Consider the following 18,220-nt stretch of genomic DNA (forward strand, 5'->3'; position numbering starts at 1 on the left):
GGCGGCGGCGGGTGATTTGCAATAGTTTGGAACCAGGGACATCAAACTGACTATGTTTTTGACAGAACTTGAACGCTCGGCCGAGCAGGCCTGGATGTCTCTGCTGGATCAAGCCGATTTGCCAGCGACAGGGTGGACGTTGCAGCAGCTGTCCAAGCGCGACGACCGCCACAGTGCCCGGATTGTCTATCGCGCGGTGTCGTCTGACGGCGGCAGCTATATCTTCAAGCATCAGCTCAGACCGACAAACAACGGGTCAGTGAAGCGGCAATTCGACGCCCATCAATTGGTTTTTGACAGCTTCCCCAAATCGCCCGAGCACCGCGTTCCGCAGCCGATCTATCTGGATGCCGAAACCCAGTCCTGCCTGCTGTCCCATCTTGACGGCGAACCGCTGGCCGAGCCGATGTTGCGCGCCGTGGATGACCTGCCGGCGCAGATGCAGCTGCTGAAACGGGCCGGCGCTTGGCTGGATGATTTTCACCGGGCCAACCTGGACGAGCGGCGGATATTTCAGCCAAAATTCACCCTGCGGCATCTGCGCCAATTGCGTGCGGAAATTGAGTCAGGCCAACGTGAGGTTCCCGCCAAACCGCTGTTCCTGCGCGGTATCGCCCATATGGAGACCATCGCGCCCCAGTATGAGGGCCAGCAAACGGTGTCTTGCCTACAGCACGGCGATTTTCACATGCGCAATCTGATTGTATCCGAGCAGTCGATCGGCGGCATAGATTTCTCCAAAACAGGCGCCGCACCGGTGGGGCATGATATTGCAAAATTCCTGCTGGACTACACCCGCTTCATGCGCCCGGCTGAGGATATCCCGCCGGGGCAGGTGGTGCCACCGGATGCGGTCGAGGCGTTTTTTGACGGCTACAAGCTGACCGGATCTGATGACCCCAGCCTTGGGTTCCTTTTGTTCAGCAGCCTGATGTCAGAATTGAAGCTGGTGCCAAAGCGCCGCCGCGACCGGAGCCACGGTAAACAGCGGTTTCTGGAACAGCTGCGCCCGATCGCCCGAAATGCCTATGTCGACACCAAGACCCAAAACACCCCGGATGTGGCGCGGTTCTATCTGACCAAACGCAGCCTGACCCGCGCCGAAGATGGCGACCATGAGATTGTGAACGCGGTTTCTGCGGTGGCCCAACAGGCCGGGATGCGGGTCGAGCTATTGCTCAACACGGCGCAGGCCAAAGAGAGCGCGGCCCGGGGGCAGGCGTATTCTCTGGTGCATATGGAGGCGCCGCTGAATGCGCGCGGGCTGAGCTTTCGCAACTGTTATGGCGGGCCGTTCTGGCAGATTGATAAAAGCGGCGCGCGGTGGAACTGGCAGATTGCGCGGCAGGTCTTCACCCCGGATGAAACTCCCCGGGGTGATATCGATGCGTTCTTTGCCCATTGGCGCCAACAGCTTCATGGCGATATCGCGGTGCCGTCCAGCAAGCAGGGCTATATCTATATGCCATTGCAGGGCAAACTGCTGAGCTGCCGCTCGTTTCAGTGCTGTTCGCCGGTAGAGATGATCGAGACAACCCTGCAGCAGTCAAATTTGCCAATCCTTGCCACCCTGCACCCAAACGAGACCTATTCGCAGGCCGAGCTCGACGCGGTGAGCGCATTGCAACAGCAAAACAGCCGTTTTCAACTTGTCGAAATGCCGATGGCCAAGGCTTTGGCCGACTGTAATCTTGTGGTGACGCAAAACTCAAGCGCCGCCTTTCATGCCGGGTTCTTTGGCAAGGCTTCGGTGCTGTTTGCGCAGATTGATTTTCATCACATCGTGACAAATGTTGCCGATCTGGGTGTTGCGGCGGCTTTTGATGCGGCGCAGTGCGACTTGCCCGATTTTGCTGCTTATCTGCACTGGTATTGGCATCAAGCGATCAATATTGAGGCATCGGACAGTCAAATCCGGATTTGTCACCGATTACGACAATTTGGCTGGCCAGTTTGATGTCCCGGTAGCCTAAGACCAGATTCGCCCCTTCTAGCCAGAACACAGCCACAGAATGAAACCGCCATGACAAAAACACTGCTCTGCCTTGGATATGGATACTCGGCCCGCGCCTTGGCGCGGCAGCTGCCGGCTGATGGCTGGCGGGTGATCGGAACCTCTCGCGAGGCTGCGGCCGAGGATGGCATAGAGATGCTGACTTGGCCGGGGGACGAGCTGTCGCTGGACGGTGTGACCCATATCCTGTCCTCCATCGCCCCTAACGCTGATGGTGATCTGGTGCTGGACAGTCTGCGTGACAAGATCGCCGCCGCCAAGGATCTGGAATGGGTCGGTTATCTGTCAACCACGGTGGTCTACGGCGATCACGACGGCGGTTGGGTGGATGAGACCACGCCGATTACTCCGGCTGCCAACCGGGGCAAATGGCGGGCGCAGGCAGAAGCGGACTGGCAGTCCATCGACGGATTGCCGCTGCATATCTTTCGCCTGGCGGGCATCTACGGGCCGGGTCGGGGACCGTTTGCCAAGCTGATGACGGGCAAGGCGCGGCTGATTATCAAGCCAGGTCAGGTGTTCTCGCGCATTCATGTGGAGGATATCGCCCAGGTGCTGGCAGCCTCTATCGCCCAGCCCAACCCCGGCGTGATCTACAATGTCTGTGACGATGTCCCGGTGCCGCCGCAGGACGTGCTCAGCTATGCCGCTGAACTGTTGGGCTTGGCGATGCCGCCCGAAGTGCCGTTTGAAGAGGCGGCGATGACGCCAATGGCGCGCAGTTTCTACAGCGAGAATAAGCGGGTCAGCAATGCCCTGATCAAGCAGGAGCTGGGGGTGAAGCTGCAATACCCAGACTATCGCAGCGGGCTAAAGGCAGTGTTCGAGGCCGAGGACATGGAGAGATTTATCCCCCCGGCCGATCCACCGGCCTTGTGAGGGCCGACGACGGTCTATCCAGCAGTCCGGCAGCGACCTGCCCGCGCTGGATAGACCCTATGACAGGGGTTTAAGCCCGCTTTTCACCAATACTTGCCACGCCCAGCACCTCTAGCACCTTGGCTTCGATCTGCGCCGCGTCCATGCCGGCCACCCGGTACATGTCCTCGGGGCTGGCCTGGTCGATAAAGATATCCGGCAGCACCATGGAGCGGTATTTCAGCCCCGCATCAAACACGCCCTCATCCGCCAGCAGTTGCGCCACGTGTGATCCAAAGCCGCCCACAGCACCTTCTTCAATGGTGATCAGCGCCTCGTGATTGGCGGCCAGATCCAGAATCATCTCGCGGTCCAGCGGTTTGGCAAAGCGGGCGTCGGCGATGGTCGGGGTGATGCCTCTGGCGGTCAGTGCTTCGGCGGCCTTGCGGGTCTCGCCCAAGCGGGTACCGAACGACAGCAGCGCCACCCGCGCGCCGGTCTGGATCATCCGACCCTTGCCGATCTCCAGCAACTGCGGCACATCCGGCATTTCGACGCCTTCGCCTTCGCCGCGCGGATAACGGAACGCAATCGGGCCGTCGTCATGGGCGGCGGCGGTGGCAATCATATGCACCAGCTCGCCCTCATCTGCGGCGGCCATCACCACCATGCCCGGCAGGTTGGCCATGAAGCCGATGTCAAAGCTGCCCGCATGGGTGGCCCCATCGGCGCCCACCAGACCAGCCCGGTCAATCGCGAAACGCACCGGCAGCCGCTGAATGGCAACGTCATGCACCACTTGGTCGTAGCCCCGTTGCAGGAAGGTCGAATACATCGCGCAGAACGGCTTCATGCCGCCCGCCGCCAGTGCTGCGGCAAAGGTGACACCGTGTTGTTCGGCAATGCCCACATCAAAACAGCGCGACGGATAACGCTCGGCAAACAGGTTCAGCCCGGTGCCATCCGGCATTGCGGCTGTGACCGCACAGATCTTGTCATCTCTGGCGGCATGTTTCACCAGTTCGTCGCCAAACACGCCGGTATAGCTGGGCGCGTTGGACGGAGTCTTTTTCTGCTCGCCGGTGACCACATCAAACTTGGCAGTGGCGTGGCCCTTGTCGCGGGCGGCTTCGGCGGGGGCGTATCCCTTGCCCTTTTTGGTCAGCACATGGATCAGCACCGGGCCGGTGGCGCGGGCCTTGACCGTGCGCAGGACCGGCAGCAACTGGTCCAGATCGTGACCGTCGATCGGCCCCAGATATGAGAAGCCAAAGGATTCAAACAGAGTGCCGCCCACCGCTATGCCTTTCAGCAGGTCCTTGGCGCGCTTGGCGCCCTGGCGGAACGGTTCCGGCAGCAGCGACACTGCGCCTTTGGCAGCGGCCTTCAGCTCTTGAAACGGTTCTTCGGCATAGAGCCGCGACAGATAAGACGACAGGGCGCCCACCGGTGGTGCAATGCTCATCTCATTGTCGTTGAGGATGACAAACAGCCGCTTGTCCAGATGGCCGGCGTTGTTCATCGCCTCAAACGCCATGCCTGCCGACATCGCCCCATCGCCAATCACCGCAATCGCGTCGCCCTGACCTTCGGGCAGCACGCCGCCCAGATCCCGCGCCACCGAGAACCCCAATGCGGCGCTGATCGAGGTCGAGCTATGGGCGGCGCCAAAGGGATCATAGGGTGATTCCGAGCGTTTGGTGAAACCCGACAAGCCGCCCTTGGTGCGCAGGGTGCGGATGCGGTCGCGGCGTTCGGTGAGGATCTTGTGCGGATAACACTGGTGCGACACGTCCCAGATCAGCTTGTCCCGTGGGGTGTCAAACACAGCGTGCAGCGCCACTGTCAGCTCGACCACGCCCAGACCGGCGCCCAGATGGCCGCCGGTGACAGAGACCGCCGAAATGGTCTCCGAGCGCAATTCGCTGGCCAGCTGGGTCAGCTGGCTATCGCTCAGCGTTTTCAGGTCCGCCGGGCGGTTGATCTGATCCAGCAACGGGGTGTTTGGTCTATCTGTGGTCTGGTCGGGCATGCGGCGCCTCCCTTGGCGGCAATTAGCTGTCGCGCGAAATAACGAACCGGGCCGCTTCGCGCAAGGTGTCGCCCTGATCCCCGTAAACATCCAGCGCGGCGCAGGCCTGATCGCAGAGTTCAACGGCGCGGGCCTTGGCGGCCTCTAGCCCTAACAGAGAGACAAACGTGGCCTTACCGGCCGCGGCATCTTTGCGCACCCGTTTGCCCACCGTTTCGGCGTCGCCCTCAACATCCAAAATGTCATCGGCGATCTGAAAGGCAAGGCCGAGGGCATCGGCATAATGCCGCAACGGCGTGGTGTCGGCACCGGCAATTACCGCCCCGGCCATGGCAGACCACGAGATCAGGCAGCCGGTCTTGCGGCTCTGTAGCTGGATGATCTGCGCCAGAGTCAGCGGTTCGGGGCTGGATTCGGCGGCGATATCCAGCATCTGCCCTGAAACCATGCCCTCTTTGCCGGCGGCCTGTGCCAGCGCCCGGATCAAGTCCAGCGCATGCGGCCCAAATTTTGCATCCGCCAGCAGCTCAAACGCCAGCGACTGCAGGGCGTCGCCAGCCAGAACGGCTAGGCCTTCGTCCCATTGGCGGTGCAGGGTTGGCATGCCACGGCGCAGGTCGTCATTATCCATGCAGGGCAGGTCGTCATGCACCAGCGAATAGGCGTGCAGGCATTCGATGGCCAGTGCGGCGTCCAGCGCCACCTGTTCATCGACCCCGTGCAGCCGGGCGCTCTCCAGAACCAGAAACCCACGCAGCATCTTGCCGCCGGTCAGGGCATAGCGCATCGCATCCGACAATGTGTCTTCGCCCGCCAGAACCCAGTCCACACGGTTAGAGATCAGATCCTGAGTTCGGGCCATTGCCGCGGCAAAGGGCCGGGGTTTGACGGCAGTTGTGGTGGCCAATGTCTTAACCCGCGTCCAGCGGCGTGGTGCCGGTTGCGGTGCCGCCTGCGTCCAGGGTGATCGCCGCGACCTTTTCCTCGGCCCGCTTCAGCTCGTCCTCGCAGCGTTTCTTCAACAGCGCGCCCCGTTCGTACAATGCAATCGAGGCATCCAGTGCCACGTCACCGCGTTCCAGTTTGCTCACCACGGTTTCCAGCTCTTTCATCGCCAGCTCAAAGCTCATGTCTTCAACGGGTGTCTGGGTCATGCCGATGCCTTTATCAATTCGTCTACGTGTGCCTTGCAGGCACTGCTCAGCGCGTTCAGATCATACCCGCCTTCCAAAGTCGAGACGATACGGCCGCCGCATAAATCCTGCGCAAGGGCACAGAGTTCGGCGGTCAGCCAGGCGAAATCCTGGGTCGTCCAGTTCAGGTTGGCCAGAGGGTCGTCGCGGTGGGCGTCAAAGCCAGCCGAAAGGATGATCAACTCGGGTTTAAAGGCGCGCAGCCGCGGGAAGGCCTGGGTCTGATAGGCCGCCCGCATTTCAACTCCGCCACTTTCAGGTGGCAGCGGCATATTGAGGATGTTGCCAAAGGCGCCATCCTCGTCCGCGCGGCCAGATCCGGGCCACAGCGGCATTTGCTGCGAGGTGATCAGCAGCGCGCGTTTTTCATCCCACAGAAGATCCTGAGTGCCATTGCCGTGGTGAACATCAAAATCAACCACCGCCACCCGGCTTAGCCCGTGGTGATCCAGCGCATGTTTTGCCGCCAGCGCTGCGTTGCCAAACAGGCAAAACCCCATGGCGGTGTCCCTTTCGGCGTGATGCCCCGGCGGGCGGATGGCGGCAAAGACGTTCTGCGCCTCGCCGCTCAGCACCATATCGACGCCGCGCAGCACGGCGCCGGCGCCCCTGAATGCGGCGTCCAGCGAACCGGGCGACAGAAACGTGTCTCCGTCCAGCTGGCCAAAGCCCTCATTTGGTCGGGCCTTGCGGAGCTCCGCCACATAAGATGCCGGATGGATGCGCAGGATGTCATCCTCGGCTGCCATCGGCGCCCCGACCCGCAACAGATCCAGCGGTTCCAATGCGTGCAGGACGTGTTCCAGCCGGGCCACCCGCTCGGGGTGGCCTTCGGGGGTTACATGGGTCAGGCAATCGGCATGGGTGATCAGGGCTGTGGTCATGGGCACTCACTCAATGGATGTTTGGCATGACCTTAGGACGCCAGCCGCACAGGCCGCAAGGCGGCGTTCGCCGAGGCGCCCCATCGGTTTCCCGATGTCCGGGGCATCGCCCGAGAGACCGGTTTTGCAAAACTTAGTCAGGGGCCAGCATATACCCCGCACCGCGCACCGTTTGCAGATATTGCGGCTGTTTTGGGTTCGGCTCGATCTTGCGGCGCAGGCGGGTGATCTGCACATCCACCGCACGTTCCTGCGCCTGCCCCCGATCGCGGCCCAGATCTTCGACCAGCTTAGAGCGGCTGACCGGTTCGCCGGGGCAGGCCGAGAATATCTTCATCAGCTGGCTTTCAGTGCCGGTCAAACGGATCAACTCATCGCCTCGCCACATCTCTCCCCGGTCCATATCATAGCGGATTGGCCCCAGATGCAGAACTTTGGGCGCCGCTTCGCGGGCCGGAGTTTCCGGCATCCGCCGCAGGATGGCGTTGATTCTGAGCAATAGCTCTTTGGGCTCAAACGGCTTGGACAGGTAGTCGTCCGCCCCGGCTTCCAGCCCGGCAATGCGATGTTCGATGTCCCCCCGCGCGGTCAGCAACATGATCGGCGTGCTGCGGGTTTCGCGCAGGTGTTTTGTCAGGGACACCCCGTCTTCGCCGGGCATCATTACATCCATCACAATCAGGTCAAAATCCAATCCGGCAAGCACTCGGCGCGCATGGGCGGCGTCCCGGGCGGCGGTGACCAGAAACCCGGCCCGCATCAGAAACTTCTTCAGCAGATCGCGAATGCGCTCGTCGTCGTCGACAATCAACAGATGGGCATCAAACTGGCTCATGACCCTGTGTCCCTCATTTTGCCATAGGCGCGGCGCATATCAGCATCCATCATCGCCTCCAGCACCCGCTTGAACCCCTGCACCGCTTCTGGGCCTGCGTCCTTATAGGCCGACCGCATCCGCGCCCGCTGGGCGTCCGACAGGGTGGCCTCAAGCGCATGCCCGTGTTCGGTGAGGAACAGATGCCGCTCGCGCTTATCAACTGTCCCCACCCGGCTTTCGACCAGCCCGTCGCCGATCAATGTCCGCAGGACGCGGTTCAGCGATTGTTTGGTGACGCCCAGAATGGTCAGCAGATTGTTGACCGTGGTGCCCGGTGCGCGGTTGATGAAATGGACAGCGCGGTGATGGGCGCGGCCATAGGCCATTTCTGACAGAATGCGATCCGGGTCGGCGGTAAATCCGCGATAGGCAAAAAACATCGCCTCAATCCCTTGCCGCAGCTGCTCGTCAGTTAGAAAAAGCAGGCTTTCGCCGCTAAAACTCTGACCTGAACGTCCGTCCGACATGATATGCCTCCTTAACTCAGCTGCGCCAGTTTAAGTCAGCGTTATTGACATTCCAAGGGTGAAGAGGTATCGAATCTAAGTTTTGGCGCAATAATCTGTCCGATACGGTCATTATTGGCGCAATAAATGAAAAGATGATGGTGCTTAGGAGGATACAGCATGTCGGGATATGATGATCGCGATGGCGTGATCTGGTTGGATGGCGAAATGGTTCCGTGGCGCGACGCACAGGTGCATGTGCTGTCTCATGCTATGCATTATGCCTCCTCGGTTTTTGAGGGCGAGCGCGCCTATAACGGTAAGATCTTCAAAAGTCGGCTGCATTCGGAACGGTTGATCAAATCTGCCGAGGCGCTGGATATGCCGATGCCGTACAGTGTTGATCAGATCGAGGCGGCCAAGGAAGAGGCGCTGAAGGCCAGCGGGCTGCAGGACGCATATGTGCGTGCATTGGTCTGGCGTGGTTCCGGCGAGGACATGGGTGTTGCCTCGGCCAAGAACCCGGTGCGCATGGCGATCGCGGTTTGGGGTTGGGGGGCCTATTACGGTGACGCCAAAATGCAGGGTGCCAAATTGGATATCGCTGAATACCAACGGCCCAGCCCGGCGACCATTCCGGTCCACGCCAAGGCGGCGGGTCTCTACATGATCTGCACCATCTCCAAGCACAAGGCCGAGGCCAAGGGCTGCTCGGATGCTCTGTTCATGGATTACCGCGGCTATGTGGCCGAGGCGACCGGCGCCAATATCTTCTTCGTCAAAGACGGCGAAGTGCACACACCGCTGCCGGATTGCTTTCTCAACGGCATCACCCGTCAGACGGTGATTGGTATGCTCAAGGATCGTGGCATCACCGTACACGAGCGTCACATCATGCCCGAGGAAATGGCCGGGTTTGAGCAGTGCTGGCTGACCGGCACCGCCGCCGAGGTTACCCCGGTGGGGCAGATCGGTGAGTATATGTTTGAGGTTGGCACCCTGACCCGCGAGATCGCCGAGGCCTACGAGGCTTTGGTTCGGGCCTGATTCCTGGTCGAAATAGAGATAGAAAACGGGCGCCCGGTGTGGTGCCCGTTTTGCATTAGGCCTTATTAGAGCCGATTATCCCCCCTTGGGGTCGATCATTGGCCGGGCTTTGCCACGCACCACTCCCAGACGGCTTTCGCGCCAGATCACCAGCCCATTGCCCGCAATGACCAATGTGGCGCCGGCCAGCATCACCAGAGTTGGCAGCTCGGCGAACCAGACATAGCCGATGATGATGGCAAACAGCATCGAGGCATAATCATAGGGTGCCAGCATTGACGCCGGGGCAAAGCGGTAAGACGAGGTCACCAGGATCTGCGCCACTCCACCGATAAATCCGCTGGCAACCAGCATCGAAAGAACGGTCCAGTTTGGCACCTGCCAGCCAAACGGCAGGGTCAGCAGCGACAGGCCGGTGGCGGTGATCGAAAAATAGAACACGATGGCGGCGGTGTGCTCGGTCTGCACCAATTGCCGGATATGGATCTGCACCATGGCCCGCGCGATGGTGGCAATCAGGATCAAAATAGCGCCCAGCGTGGCGGTGTCGCCGGTGTCCACTCCGCCGCTTAGCCGTGGCCAGATCATCACCAGCACCCCGGCCAGACCAACGATAACGGCGCTGATGCGGATCAGGCGGATGGTCTCGCCGAGAAACACCGCCGCCAGGATCAGGGTGAAAATGGGTGTTGCAAATCCGATTGCGGTGACTTCGGGCAGCGGCAGCATCCCCAACCCGGTAAAGGTCAGGCCCATCGCAGATGTCCCCAGCACCCCGCGCCAGACATGGCCCATAGGGTTTTTCGCAATCAGCCCGTGGCGCAACTCCCCGCGCATCATCAGCCAGATCACGATGATCGGAATAGCAAACAGCGACCGAAAGAAAACCGCCTCACCGGCGGTGACATGTTCGGCGGTGGCTTTGATGATCGCTGCCATGGTGGTGAACAGCCCGATGGCGGCGACCTTAAGGCCAACGGCCAGCAGTGGTCGATGCGATGTTAACGATTTTACCATGCCGCGACCCTGCGCCCCGCGGCGGCAAAGATCAATGGGCTGAATTCACCCCGATAAGCCGGGCCTGCTCATCCCATTGATCCCTTCTGATATACGATATCACCTTATTAGAGCCTGATTAATGGGCGTGAGCGGCCTCTGTCTTTTGTTCCCTGAGCGCTTGCAGCAGAATTTGGAAGGCGGAACTGAGGAACAATCCAGCCATGATACCGGCCACTATCAGGTCCGGCCAGCCAGAGGCGGTGCCCCAGACCCCCAGCGCCGCGATCATCACCGCGACGTTGCCGATGGCGTCATTGCGCGAACACAGCCAGACCGACCGCACATTGGCGTCACCGTCTTTGTAGCGCGCTAGAATCATCACCGAGGCAAGGTTGGCGGTGAGTGCCATAAAGCCAATCGAGCCCATGATCTGCGCCTGCGGCACCCCAATGTAGAACACCGAATAGACGGTGGAGCCAAACACCCACAGCCCCATCAGCAGCAGGCTGATGCCCTTGCCCATCGCGGCCAGCGAGCGGGTGCGCAGGGTGGCGCCGATCACCGCCAGCGAAATACCATAGGTCAGCGCGTCGCCGAGAAAATCCAGCGCATCCGCCTTGAGCGCCTGACTGCCGGACATCTGACCGGCACTCATCTCGACCCCAAACATGGCCGCATTGATGGCGATCACCAGCCATAACCTTCGTTTATAATCCGCCGAAACCCCATCAAATTGGGCGTTATGGCCGCAGCATCCTGCCATTTCACTTGTCCTTTTGTCTGATTCGAGGTCAATGTAATTGCTCTAGTCCCTAGAGGTTCAAGAGGTTTAATAATGTATTCCATTGGCGCAATGTCCAAGGCCACCGGGGTTAAGGTGCCGACCATCCGCTATTACGAAGACATCGGTTTGCTGCGTGCTCCGGGGCGCAATGCGGGCAATCAGCGGCGCTATGATCAGCACGGCAAAGAGACATTGGGGTTCATCAAACACGCCCGAGATCTGGGTTTTGGGCTGGACGATATCCGGGCTCTGATGCGGCTGAATGGCGATCTGGGCACAGATTGCGCCGAGGCCGACCGTATTGCGGCCAGCCAGTTGGTCAATGTTCAGGCCCGAATTGCCAAGCTGCAACAATTGGCGACTGAACTGGAGCGGATCAGTCACCTGTGTGACGGTGGCAACGGTGGCCAGTGTCGGGTGCTGACGGCGCTGGGCGATCACAGCCAATGCACCAGCGCCCATGACTAGACTGTGGCGTGGCTCAGGTCAGCCAGAGTAGAAACAGGCTGAGCGTGACAAAGGCGCCTGTGGTGGCGCCCAGCACTGCAAGGCTGGCCGCCCCCTGCAGTTTCAGCTTCTGGGCAAACACCGTATAAGAGCCAAACATTGGCATCGCGGCCGATATGATCACCGCGCTGCGCATCTCCGGGCTAAGCTGGATCAGCCCAAAGAACGTCAGAATGATCACCGCAAGCCCCACCAGAGCCGGATGCAGAATGAGTTTGATGCCGGTGATCTGCGCCGCCAGACTTCGGTTGCCATGCAGTGGCAGCCCAACCAGTGACCCTCCGATGACCACCAGTGACAGCGCTCCGGCCGAGGCCGCCAGCATTTGGATAAACCGGCCAACCGGGGCGGGCAGTGACAGATCAATCAGCGACGCCGCCAGCCCAAGCAACAGACCGATCATCAGCGGCATACGGAGCAGTTTCAGCAGGGCAGTGCCAAACTGTTGGTACGCCGGCTGGGTGTTGTCGCTGTCGGCCAGCTCCATCAGCACCAGGCAGATCGGAACCAACAGCAGGGTTTCGACCAGAAAGTTCAGGGTCAGGACGCTGCTGGCCAGATCGGGAAACAGCAACAGCATGATTGGAAATCCGATGAAGGCACTGTTTGGGCAGGTCGATCCCATGACCCCAAGTGCTCGCCGCTTTGGGTCGAGGTTTCCCAGGCTGAACAGCGCATAGGAAAACCCAATGGTCGCCAGCCCGCCGAGGCCATAGACCAGCATGTAATCCGGTTGAAATATGTCGCTTATGTCGCGCGACGATACCGCATTGAACAGCAGCGCCGGCAGGGCAATATTCATCACATATTGCCCGAAACTGCGCATTTCAGCGGCGCTGAACCATCCCTTATAGACAATCAGGTAGCCCAATCCGATGGTGGCATAGATCGGGAACGTAATCGCCAGAATGGTTGCCATGACTAGCCGATTACCCCTTGGTTTTCGCCGATCTGTCCCCGGTGCAACAACAGATGGTCCAGAATGACACAGGCCATCATCGCCTCTCCCACCGGCACCGCGCGGATGCCGACGCAGGGGTCGTGGCGGCCCTTGGTGATCACCTCGGCCGAGGAGCCGTCCTTGCGGATCGACTGGCGCGGGGTCAGGATCGACGAGGTTGGCTTGACGGCAAACCGCACCACAATGTCCTGACCGCTGGAGATCCCGCCCAGGATGCCGCCCGAATGGTTCGAGGAATAGACCGGTGAGCCATCGTTGCCACGAAAGATTTCATCGGCGTTTTCTGAGCCCTTCAGCCGCGCGGCATTCATGCCTTCGCCAATCTCGACGCCTTTGACAGCGTTGATCGACATCATCGCTGCCGCCAGTTCAGTGTCGAGCTTGCTATAGATCGGCGCACCGATGCCGGCAGGCACGCCGCGGGCTACAATCTCGACAATGGCACCGACAGAATCATGGTCCTTGCGCAGATCTTGCAGATAATCCTCCCAACCCTGCACCGCAGCCGCATCGGGGATCCAGAAATCGTTTTTGTCGATGGCGTCCCAGTCGAACCGCGAGCGGTCGATCTCCATCTCTCCCATCGCCACCATATAGCCCTTGATCTCCAGTCCGGGGATCAGGGCTTTGATTGCCTCGCGGGCAATCCCGCCAGCCGCAACCCGGGCTGCTGTTTCACGGGCCGAGCTGCGGCCGCCACCGCGATAGTCGCGGTTGCCGTATTTCTGGTAATAGGTGATATCGGCGTGGCCGGGCCGAAAGGTATTGGCGATATCGCCATAATCCTTGGAGCGCTGGTCGGTGTTTTCGATCATCAGCTGGATCGGGGTGCCGGTTGTCTTGCCCTCAAACACCCCCGACAGGATTTTCACCGCATCGGGCTCGTTGCGCTGGGTCATGTTCTTGTTCTGACCGGGGCGGCGCTTGTCCAGCCATGCCTGCAGCATGTCCGGCTCCAGCGGCACATTGGGCGGGCATCCGTCAACCGTGGCCCCCAGCGCCGGGCCGTGGCTTTCGCCCCAGGTGGTGAAACGGAAGAGATGGCCAAAGCTATTCATCGACATGGGGCAGGCTCCTTTGTCCGACGTGCTTAGCCTCGCTGCGCTGCTGTCTCAAGGGGTATTGGCTGACCCTCCGATTCTAGTCTGGACCCTGCACAAAAAAATGGCCGCTCCTGAAAGAACAGAAGCGGTCATCCGAAAGCCGGGGGAAATGGTTTTTGAAGAAAGGACCGGGATTAAGGGGGGGGGGGCGGAGGGTCCATCGTCAGAGCGCCCATCAAAGAGCCAATAACAGTCGAAAAGGTCGAGTGGCCGTGTAGGGGCTTGCGGCCCTTGCTGGCTTCGCGGCCCAGCGGAACAGTCAGCGACAGGCGCATTTGATCCCTGGGGTAGCCGTCAAGTTCATACCGTCCAAAGCTGGCATTCAGATATGCTGGGACTGGGGTATTTGCCGACAGGTCATAGCCAAAGGAAACACCATAGTCGCTGAGGCCGAAAATGTCATCAATGTATTCACGGTCAAAATATGCGCCTATGTCGAGCCCGTTGGCAAAAGCGTAGTTGGCGGTCACGCCACCAACTGTGCTTTTCAGACCCATATCGCTTGAATCGCCGCGGCCCAGGTATCCGCTGAAGACAACATTCTGAACGTTGTAGCTTCCCTGCACACCGTAGTGATAAATCCCATAGGAACCCCCATCACCAGACAGGCGGGAGACATCCAGGAACGCACCGGCGGTTGCATTTTCAAAGCCCGTGTAGTCGCCAGACAGTGACAGAACGGTCAGGTCTAAATCATCCGAACCAGACCCCACGCGGGAATAGGCAATACCGCCATCCAGCACGAATGTTTCGCCGAATGACAGGCTGCCAGATGCGCCGAGATCATTGGTGTTGAGAGAATAACCACCCTCGGACAGGCGGCTGTAACCAAGTGTAAACTCGGCGCCATTGAACTCAGCGGCGCTAAGGCCACTGGAGGAACCGATGATGGCAACAGCCAGTAAGGTCTTGTTAATCATTGAGCTTTCTTAATTTTTTGCTCCACGGCAATTAGGATGTATGGACATCATTGGCAAGCTATTGAATTCCCCACCATCAATTTTTTTCTCCCCGGTTTGAGATCCGCCGTTTTGGCGATCCGGAGGCTGACCCTTGCGCCCCATCACCGAAACCCAAGCGGTTTTGCCCCGTCACGGCCCCGTCCGGCCCGGTGGCAAAGTCTTGTGGTCTGTCGTGTGATCCCGCTTGCCTTTATGCCCCATGCCGCCTAGGTCTCGCCCCACCTCGGGGTGCAGGTCAGACCTGCTGAGATCAAACCCGTTGAACCTGAACCGGCTAACACCGGCGGAGGGAAGGTCTGGGAACACATCCCCCTTGCCCAACGCCGCAATGGAGGATGCCATGAAGTATCTTGTACTTGCAGCGGGACTGTTGAGCACCACAGCGGCAAATGCCGACGTGCCCGAACTGACCGTTTATACCTATGACAGCTTTGTTTCCGATTGGGGCCCCGGCCCGGCGGTGGAAGAGGCCTTTGAAAAGATCTGTGGCTGTGATTTGAAACTGGTCGGGGCCGGCGATGGCGCCGCCCTGCTGGCGCGGATCAGGCTGGAAGGCGCACGTTCGGATGCCGATGTGGTTCTGGGGCTGGATACCAATCTGACCGCCGCCGCCAAGGCAACAGGTCTGTTTGCCGACCATGCGGTGAGCGCCGACTACACGTTGCCGATCGAGTGGAACGACAAAACCTTTGCGCCCTATGACTGGGGCTATTTCTCATTTGTGCATAACGCCGATGCGGCCGCACCTGCAAATTTCAAGGATCTTGCCGCAAGTGACGCGAAAATCGTCATTCAGGATCCACGCTCCTCCACCCCTGGTCTGGGCCTGCTGATGTGGGTCAAGGCGGCTTATGGTGACGATGCACCGGCGATCTGGGCTGATCTGTCGGACAATATCGTCACCGTCACCAAAGGCTGGTCCGAAGCCTATGGGCTGTTCTTGGAGGGCGAGGCCGACATGGTGCTGTCTTATACCACTTCGCCAGCCTATCACCTGATCGCCGAGGAGGACGCCTCCAAGGCTGCGGCGCTGTTTGACGAAGGGCATTACGTGCAGGTTGAGGTTGCCGGTAAGCTGGCCGCCAGTGATCAGCCCGAGCTGGCCGATCAGTTCCTGGACTTCATGGTCTCCGATGCGTTCCAGTCGATCATCCCGACCACCAACTGGATGTATCCGGCGGTGACCCCTGCGGCGGGCCTGCCTGCTGGTTTTGAAACCCTGGTGCAGCCGGGCAAATCACTGCTGCTGAGTGAAGACGAGGCGGCCTCCCTTCGGGATGTTGCATTGGACGAATGGCTGACTGCGCTCAGCCAGTAAGCCCGAGACTGGGGATTGGCGCCGCCATTTTGGTGGCAGCGCTGATCCTTGGGACTCTGGCGGCTGTCGCCCTGCGCGCCGAACCCGGTCGCGGCTTGGGCAGCAGTGATTGGGCGGCGTTGCGCTTCACCCTGATCCAGGCTTGCCTGTCGGCAGGGCTGAGTGTGGCGCTGGCGATCCCGGTTGCACGCGCCCTGGCACGGCGCCGCTTTAGGGGTCGCCGGCTGCTGATATCACTGCTGGGCGCGCCGTTCATCCTGCCGGTTATTGTTGCGATCCTCGGTCTGTTGACAGTGTTTGGTCGGGCAGGCTGGTTTAGCAGCGGGCTGGCGCTGCTGGGGCTGGAGCCGGTGCAGATCTACGGGTTGCACGGTGTGGTTCTGGCACATGTGTTTTTCAACCTGCCACTGGCAACCCGGCTGGTGTTGCAGGGCTGGCAGGAAATCCCCGCCGAACGGTTCCGGCTGGCGGCGCAACTGGGCGCCGATGCGCGGGCGATGCGGCAGCTGTTGGAATATCCGATGCTGAAACGTATTGTGCCCGGCGCTTTGGCGGTGGTGTTTGCCATCTGCCTGTCCAGCTTTGCGGTGGCGCTGACCCTGGGTGGCGGGCCACGGGCCACCACCATCGAGCTGGCAATCTATCAGGCGTTTCGGTTTGACTTTGACCTTGGCCGCGCCGCGCTGCTGTCGGGCCTGCAACTGATCCTGACCGGCGCGGCGGCGCTGGTGGCGGTCAGGGTCGCGGCGGGTGAGGGGTTTGGCACCGGGCTGGACCGCCCATTGCAACGCTGGGATGGCAGCACTGCTGCGGCGCGTCTTGTGGATGGGCTGTGGATTGTGCTGGCTGCCGGGTTCCTGCTGCTCCCTTTGTCGGCCATCGTGCTGGCGGGGCTGCCGGGGATACTGACCTTGACCGGGGCGGTCTGGATGGCGGCGCTGAATTCGATCATGGTGGCGGCGCTGAGCACGGTTGTGTTGCTACTGCTGGCTCTACCGATGGCCACCGCCGTGGCGCTGGGCCGCGGCGGTATGATCGAGGTGGCGGGCATCCTGGGCCTCGCGGCCTCGCCCCTAGTGATCGGCACCGGGCTGTTCATCGTGATCTACCCCATTGCCGATCCGTTTGCGCTGGCGCTGCCGGTGACGGCGCTGGTCAATGCGGTGATGGCGTTGCCTTTTGCGCTGCGCATACTGGTGCCTCGGGCGCGGGCCGTGGTGGGGCGTTATGGCCGCCTGGCGCTGTCGCTTGATATGCGAGGCTTGGCCTTTGTCTGGCGGGTGCTGCTGCCACGGATGCGCCCGCAGATTGGCTTTGCCGCTGGACTGGCGGCGGCGCTGTCGATGGGCGACCTCGGGGTGATTGCCCTGTTCGCCGACCCCGAATTTGCCACCCTGCCACTGCAGGTTTACCGCTTGATGGGCGCCTACCGGATGGAGGCAGCGGCCGGGGCGGCGCTACTGCTGCTGGCGCTGTCGATGGCGGCGTTTTGGATTTTGGATCGTGGAGGCCGCTGGCATGCTGAGGCTTGAGAACTGTCTGATCGAGAACGGCGGCTTCTCTTTGCACGCCGACCTGACCATCGCCACCGGCAGCCGGGTTGCGGTGATCGGTCCCTCCGGCGCGGGCAAGTCCACCCTGATTGAGGCTGTGGCCGGGTTTCGCCCGCTGCGCCGTGGGGCTATGTTTTGGAGTGAAGCCGCGCTGGCGCAGATCGAGCCGGGCAAGCGCCCGGTGGCGATGCTGTTTCAGGATGGCAATCTGTTTCCCCATCTGACCGTGGCGCAGAACGTGGGCCTGGGTATCCGCGCCAATCTACGGCTGGATGCGTCGCAGCGTGCCCAGGTGCAGGCCGCTTTGGTCCGGGTTGGGTTGGATAGTATGGCCGACCGCAAACCCGCCGCGCTGTCGGGGGGGCAGCAAAGCCGGGTGGCGCTGGCGCGGGTGCTGGTGCAGGGGCGGGATCTGCTGCTGCTGGACGAGCCTTTTGCCGCACTTGGGCCGGCCCTGAAGGCCGAGATGCTGGATCTGGTGGCAGAACTGGTGGGTGAGAGTGGCGCCACCCTGCTGATGGTCAGCCACGACCCCAATGATGCCCGCCGGATTGCCGATCAGGTGGTGCTGGTCGCTGACGGGCAGGCGCATCCGCCAATGGACACCGCATCGCTGCTGGACAATCCACCGCCGGCGCTAAAGGCCTATTTAGGCTAGGGGTCTTGCGTCGGGCTGCACCTA

At 60.8% G+C, this 18,220-nt stretch carries 18 protein-coding genes and 1 riboswitch; of the genes, 7 read left to right on the forward strand and 11 right to left on the reverse strand.

Features of this window, described 5'->3' with window-relative positions:
- Positions 1 to 52 precede the first annotated feature (52 nt).
- Positions 53 to 1,957 (forward strand): aminoglycoside phosphotransferase family protein, encoded by a 1,905-nt coding sequence (locus tag QPJ95_RS08335; protein WP_270917347.1) that lies wholly within the window; start codon positions 53 to 55, stop codon positions 1,955 to 1,957.
- Between the two features lie 66 nt (positions 1,958 to 2,023).
- Entirely contained in the window at positions 2,024 to 2,893 is an 870-nt protein-coding gene (locus tag QPJ95_RS08340; RefSeq protein WP_270917348.1) for an SDR family oxidoreductase, read from the forward strand.
- A 70-nt stretch (positions 2,894 to 2,963) separates the two neighbouring features.
- Here the strand turns inward: QPJ95_RS08340 and dxs are convergent, their stop codons facing one another.
- The 6 genes from dxs to QPJ95_RS08370 all read right to left on the reverse strand — a co-directional run bounded on the left by dxs (position 2,964) and on the right by QPJ95_RS08370 (position 8,325).
- Positions 2,964 to 4,904, reverse strand: a complete 1,941-nt coding sequence (gene dxs, locus QPJ95_RS08345) for a 1-deoxy-D-xylulose-5-phosphate synthase (RefSeq protein ID WP_270917349.1) — start codon at positions 4,902 to 4,904, stop codon at positions 2,964 to 2,966.
- 22 nt (positions 4,905 to 4,926) lie between these two features.
- The gene (locus QPJ95_RS08350) at positions 4,927 to 5,766 is read right to left on the reverse strand and encodes a polyprenyl synthetase family protein (protein ID WP_270917521.1); all 840 of its coding nucleotides are present in this window, start codon (positions 5,764 to 5,766) and stop codon (positions 4,927 to 4,929) included.
- Positions 5,767 to 5,815: 49 nt separating this feature from the next.
- A complete protein-coding gene (locus tag QPJ95_RS08355) occupies positions 5,816 to 6,058 on the reverse strand; it encodes an exodeoxyribonuclease VII small subunit (RefSeq protein ID WP_270917350.1) in 243 nt (80 codons plus the stop codon).
- Entirely contained in the window at positions 6,055 to 6,981 is a 927-nt protein-coding gene (locus QPJ95_RS08360; RefSeq protein WP_270917351.1) for a histone deacetylase family protein, read from the reverse strand. The genes QPJ95_RS08355 and QPJ95_RS08360 overlap by 4 nt, the downstream gene beginning before the upstream one ends.
- 133 nt (positions 6,982 to 7,114) lie before the next feature.
- Positions 7,115 to 7,816 carry a response regulator gene (locus tag QPJ95_RS08365; protein ID WP_270917352.1) on the reverse strand — a complete coding sequence of 234 codons (702 nt, stop codon included), beginning with the start codon at positions 7,814 to 7,816 and terminating at the stop codon, positions 7,115 to 7,117.
- A complete protein-coding gene (locus tag QPJ95_RS08370) occupies positions 7,813 to 8,325 on the reverse strand; it encodes a MarR family winged helix-turn-helix transcriptional regulator (protein ID WP_270917353.1) in 513 nt (170 codons plus the stop codon). The genes QPJ95_RS08365 and QPJ95_RS08370 overlap by 4 nt, the downstream gene beginning before the upstream one ends.
- A gap of 159 nt (positions 8,326 to 8,484) precedes the next feature.
- On the opposite strand from QPJ95_RS08370, the gene QPJ95_RS08375 reads away from it, so the two are divergent.
- A complete protein-coding gene (locus tag QPJ95_RS08375) occupies positions 8,485 to 9,351 on the forward strand; it encodes a branched-chain amino acid aminotransferase (RefSeq protein ID WP_270917354.1) in 867 nt (288 codons plus the stop codon).
- Positions 9,352 to 9,426: 75 nt separating this feature from the next.
- On the opposite strand, the gene QPJ95_RS08380 is transcribed toward QPJ95_RS08375, so the two are convergent.
- Together QPJ95_RS08380 and QPJ95_RS08385 are read right to left on the reverse strand one after the other, a co-directional pair.
- Positions 9,427 to 10,368, reverse strand: a complete 942-nt coding sequence (locus QPJ95_RS08380; protein WP_270917355.1) for a DMT family transporter — start codon at positions 10,366 to 10,368, stop codon at positions 9,427 to 9,429.
- A 118-nt stretch (positions 10,369 to 10,486) separates the two neighbouring features.
- Entirely contained in the window at positions 10,487 to 11,113 is a 627-nt protein-coding gene (locus tag QPJ95_RS08385) for a cation transporter (protein WP_270917356.1), read from the reverse strand.
- Between the two features lie 72 nt (positions 11,114 to 11,185).
- On the opposite strand from QPJ95_RS08385, the gene QPJ95_RS08390 reads away from it, so the two are divergent.
- Positions 11,186 to 11,602: a MerR family transcriptional regulator gene (locus tag QPJ95_RS08390; RefSeq protein WP_270917357.1), complete on the forward strand. Its 417-nt coding sequence runs from the start codon at positions 11,186 to 11,188 to the stop codon at positions 11,600 to 11,602.
- Between the two features lie 13 nt (positions 11,603 to 11,615).
- Here QPJ95_RS08390 and QPJ95_RS08395 read toward each other — a convergent pair whose 3' ends face one another.
- From QPJ95_RS08395 to QPJ95_RS08405, 3 genes are all read right to left on the reverse strand, one after another.
- Complete coding sequence (locus tag QPJ95_RS08395; RefSeq protein WP_270917358.1) at positions 11,616 to 12,560, reverse strand: AEC family transporter; 945 nt, start codon at positions 12,558 to 12,560, stop codon at positions 11,616 to 11,618.
- Between the two features lie 2 nt (positions 12,561 to 12,562).
- Complete coding sequence (aroC, locus tag QPJ95_RS08400; RefSeq protein ID WP_270917359.1) at positions 12,563 to 13,666, reverse strand: chorismate synthase; 1,104 nt, start codon at positions 13,664 to 13,666, stop codon at positions 12,563 to 12,565.
- 173 nt (positions 13,667 to 13,839) lie between these two features.
- The gene (locus QPJ95_RS08405) at positions 13,840 to 14,625 is read right to left on the reverse strand and encodes a hypothetical protein (protein WP_270917360.1); all 786 of its coding nucleotides are present in this window, start codon (positions 14,623 to 14,625) and stop codon (positions 13,840 to 13,842) included.
- A 256-nt stretch (positions 14,626 to 14,881) separates the two neighbouring features.
- Positions 14,882 to 14,976, forward strand: a riboswitch (TPP riboswitch).
- Positions 14,977 to 15,007: 31 nt separating this feature from the next.
- Here QPJ95_RS08405 and thiB point away from each other — a divergent pair.
- The 3 genes from thiB to QPJ95_RS08420 are packed head-to-tail and all read left to right on the forward strand — an operon-like array spanning position 15,008 to position 18,196.
- Positions 15,008 to 15,985, forward strand: a complete 978-nt coding sequence (thiB, locus tag QPJ95_RS08410; RefSeq protein ID WP_270917361.1) for a thiamine ABC transporter substrate binding subunit — start codon at positions 15,008 to 15,010, stop codon at positions 15,983 to 15,985.
- Complete coding sequence (locus tag QPJ95_RS08415; protein ID WP_270917362.1) at positions 15,961 to 17,517, forward strand: thiamine/thiamine pyrophosphate ABC transporter permease ThiP; 1,557 nt, start codon at positions 15,961 to 15,963, stop codon at positions 17,515 to 17,517. Before thiB ends, QPJ95_RS08415 begins: the two co-directional genes overlap by 25 nt.
- Positions 17,504 to 18,196 carry a thiamine ABC transporter ATP-binding protein gene (locus QPJ95_RS08420; protein ID WP_270917363.1) on the forward strand — a complete coding sequence of 231 codons (693 nt, stop codon included), beginning with the start codon at positions 17,504 to 17,506 and terminating at the stop codon, positions 18,194 to 18,196. Before QPJ95_RS08415 ends, QPJ95_RS08420 begins: the two co-directional genes overlap by 14 nt.
- Positions 18,197 to 18,220: the final 24 nt, after the last annotated feature.

The sequence above is a fragment of the Parasedimentitalea psychrophila genome, from assembly GCF_030285785.1.
GTDB lineage: Bacteria > Pseudomonadota > Alphaproteobacteria > Rhodobacterales > Rhodobacteraceae > Parasedimentitalea > Parasedimentitalea psychrophila.

Coding starts and splice junctions, on each gene's coding strand:
- QPJ95_RS08335 (WP_270917347.1), top strand. CDS start 53: ATGTTTTTGACAGAACTTGAACGCTCGGCCGAGCAGGCCTGGATGTCT.
- QPJ95_RS08340 (WP_270917348.1), top strand. CDS start 2,024: ATGACAAAAACACTGCTCTGCCTTGGATATGGATACTCGGCCCGCGCC.
- dxs (WP_270917349.1), bottom strand. CDS start 4,904: ATGCCCGACCAGACCACAGATAGACCAAACACCCCGTTGCTGGATCAG.
- QPJ95_RS08350 (WP_270917521.1), bottom strand. CDS start 5,766: ATGGCCCGAACTCAGGATCTGATCTCTAACCGTGTGGACTGGGTTCTG.
- QPJ95_RS08355 (WP_270917350.1), bottom strand. CDS start 6,058: ATGACCCAGACACCCGTTGAAGACATGAGCTTTGAGCTGGCGATGAAA.
- QPJ95_RS08360 (WP_270917351.1), bottom strand. CDS start 6,981: ATGACCACAGCCCTGATCACCCATGCCGATTGCCTGACCCATGTAACC.
- QPJ95_RS08365 (WP_270917352.1), bottom strand. CDS start 7,816: ATGAGCCAGTTTGATGCCCATCTGTTGATTGTCGACGACGACGAGCGC.
- QPJ95_RS08370 (WP_270917353.1), bottom strand. CDS start 8,325: ATGTCGGACGGACGTTCAGGTCAGAGTTTTAGCGGCGAAAGCCTGCTT.
- QPJ95_RS08375 (WP_270917354.1), top strand. CDS start 8,485: ATGTCGGGATATGATGATCGCGATGGCGTGATCTGGTTGGATGGCGAA.
- QPJ95_RS08380 (WP_270917355.1), bottom strand. CDS start 10,368: ATGGTAAAATCGTTAACATCGCATCGACCACTGCTGGCCGTTGGCCTT.
- QPJ95_RS08385 (WP_270917356.1), bottom strand. CDS start 11,113: ATGGCAGGATGCTGCGGCCATAACGCCCAATTTGATGGGGTTTCGGCG.
- QPJ95_RS08390 (WP_270917357.1), top strand. CDS start 11,186: ATGTATTCCATTGGCGCAATGTCCAAGGCCACCGGGGTTAAGGTGCCG.
- QPJ95_RS08395 (WP_270917358.1), bottom strand. CDS start 12,560: ATGGCAACCATTCTGGCGATTACGTTCCCGATCTATGCCACCATCGGA.
- aroC (WP_270917359.1), bottom strand. CDS start 13,666: ATGTCGATGAATAGCTTTGGCCATCTCTTCCGTTTCACCACCTGGGGC.
- QPJ95_RS08405 (WP_270917360.1), bottom strand. CDS start 14,625: ATGATTAACAAGACCTTACTGGCTGTTGCCATCATCGGTTCCTCCAGT.
- thiB (WP_270917361.1), top strand. CDS start 15,008: ATGAAGTATCTTGTACTTGCAGCGGGACTGTTGAGCACCACAGCGGCA.
- QPJ95_RS08415 (WP_270917362.1), top strand. CDS start 15,961: ATGGCTGACTGCGCTCAGCCAGTAAGCCCGAGACTGGGGATTGGCGCC.
- QPJ95_RS08420 (WP_270917363.1), top strand. CDS start 17,504: ATGCTGAGGCTTGAGAACTGTCTGATCGAGAACGGCGGCTTCTCTTTG.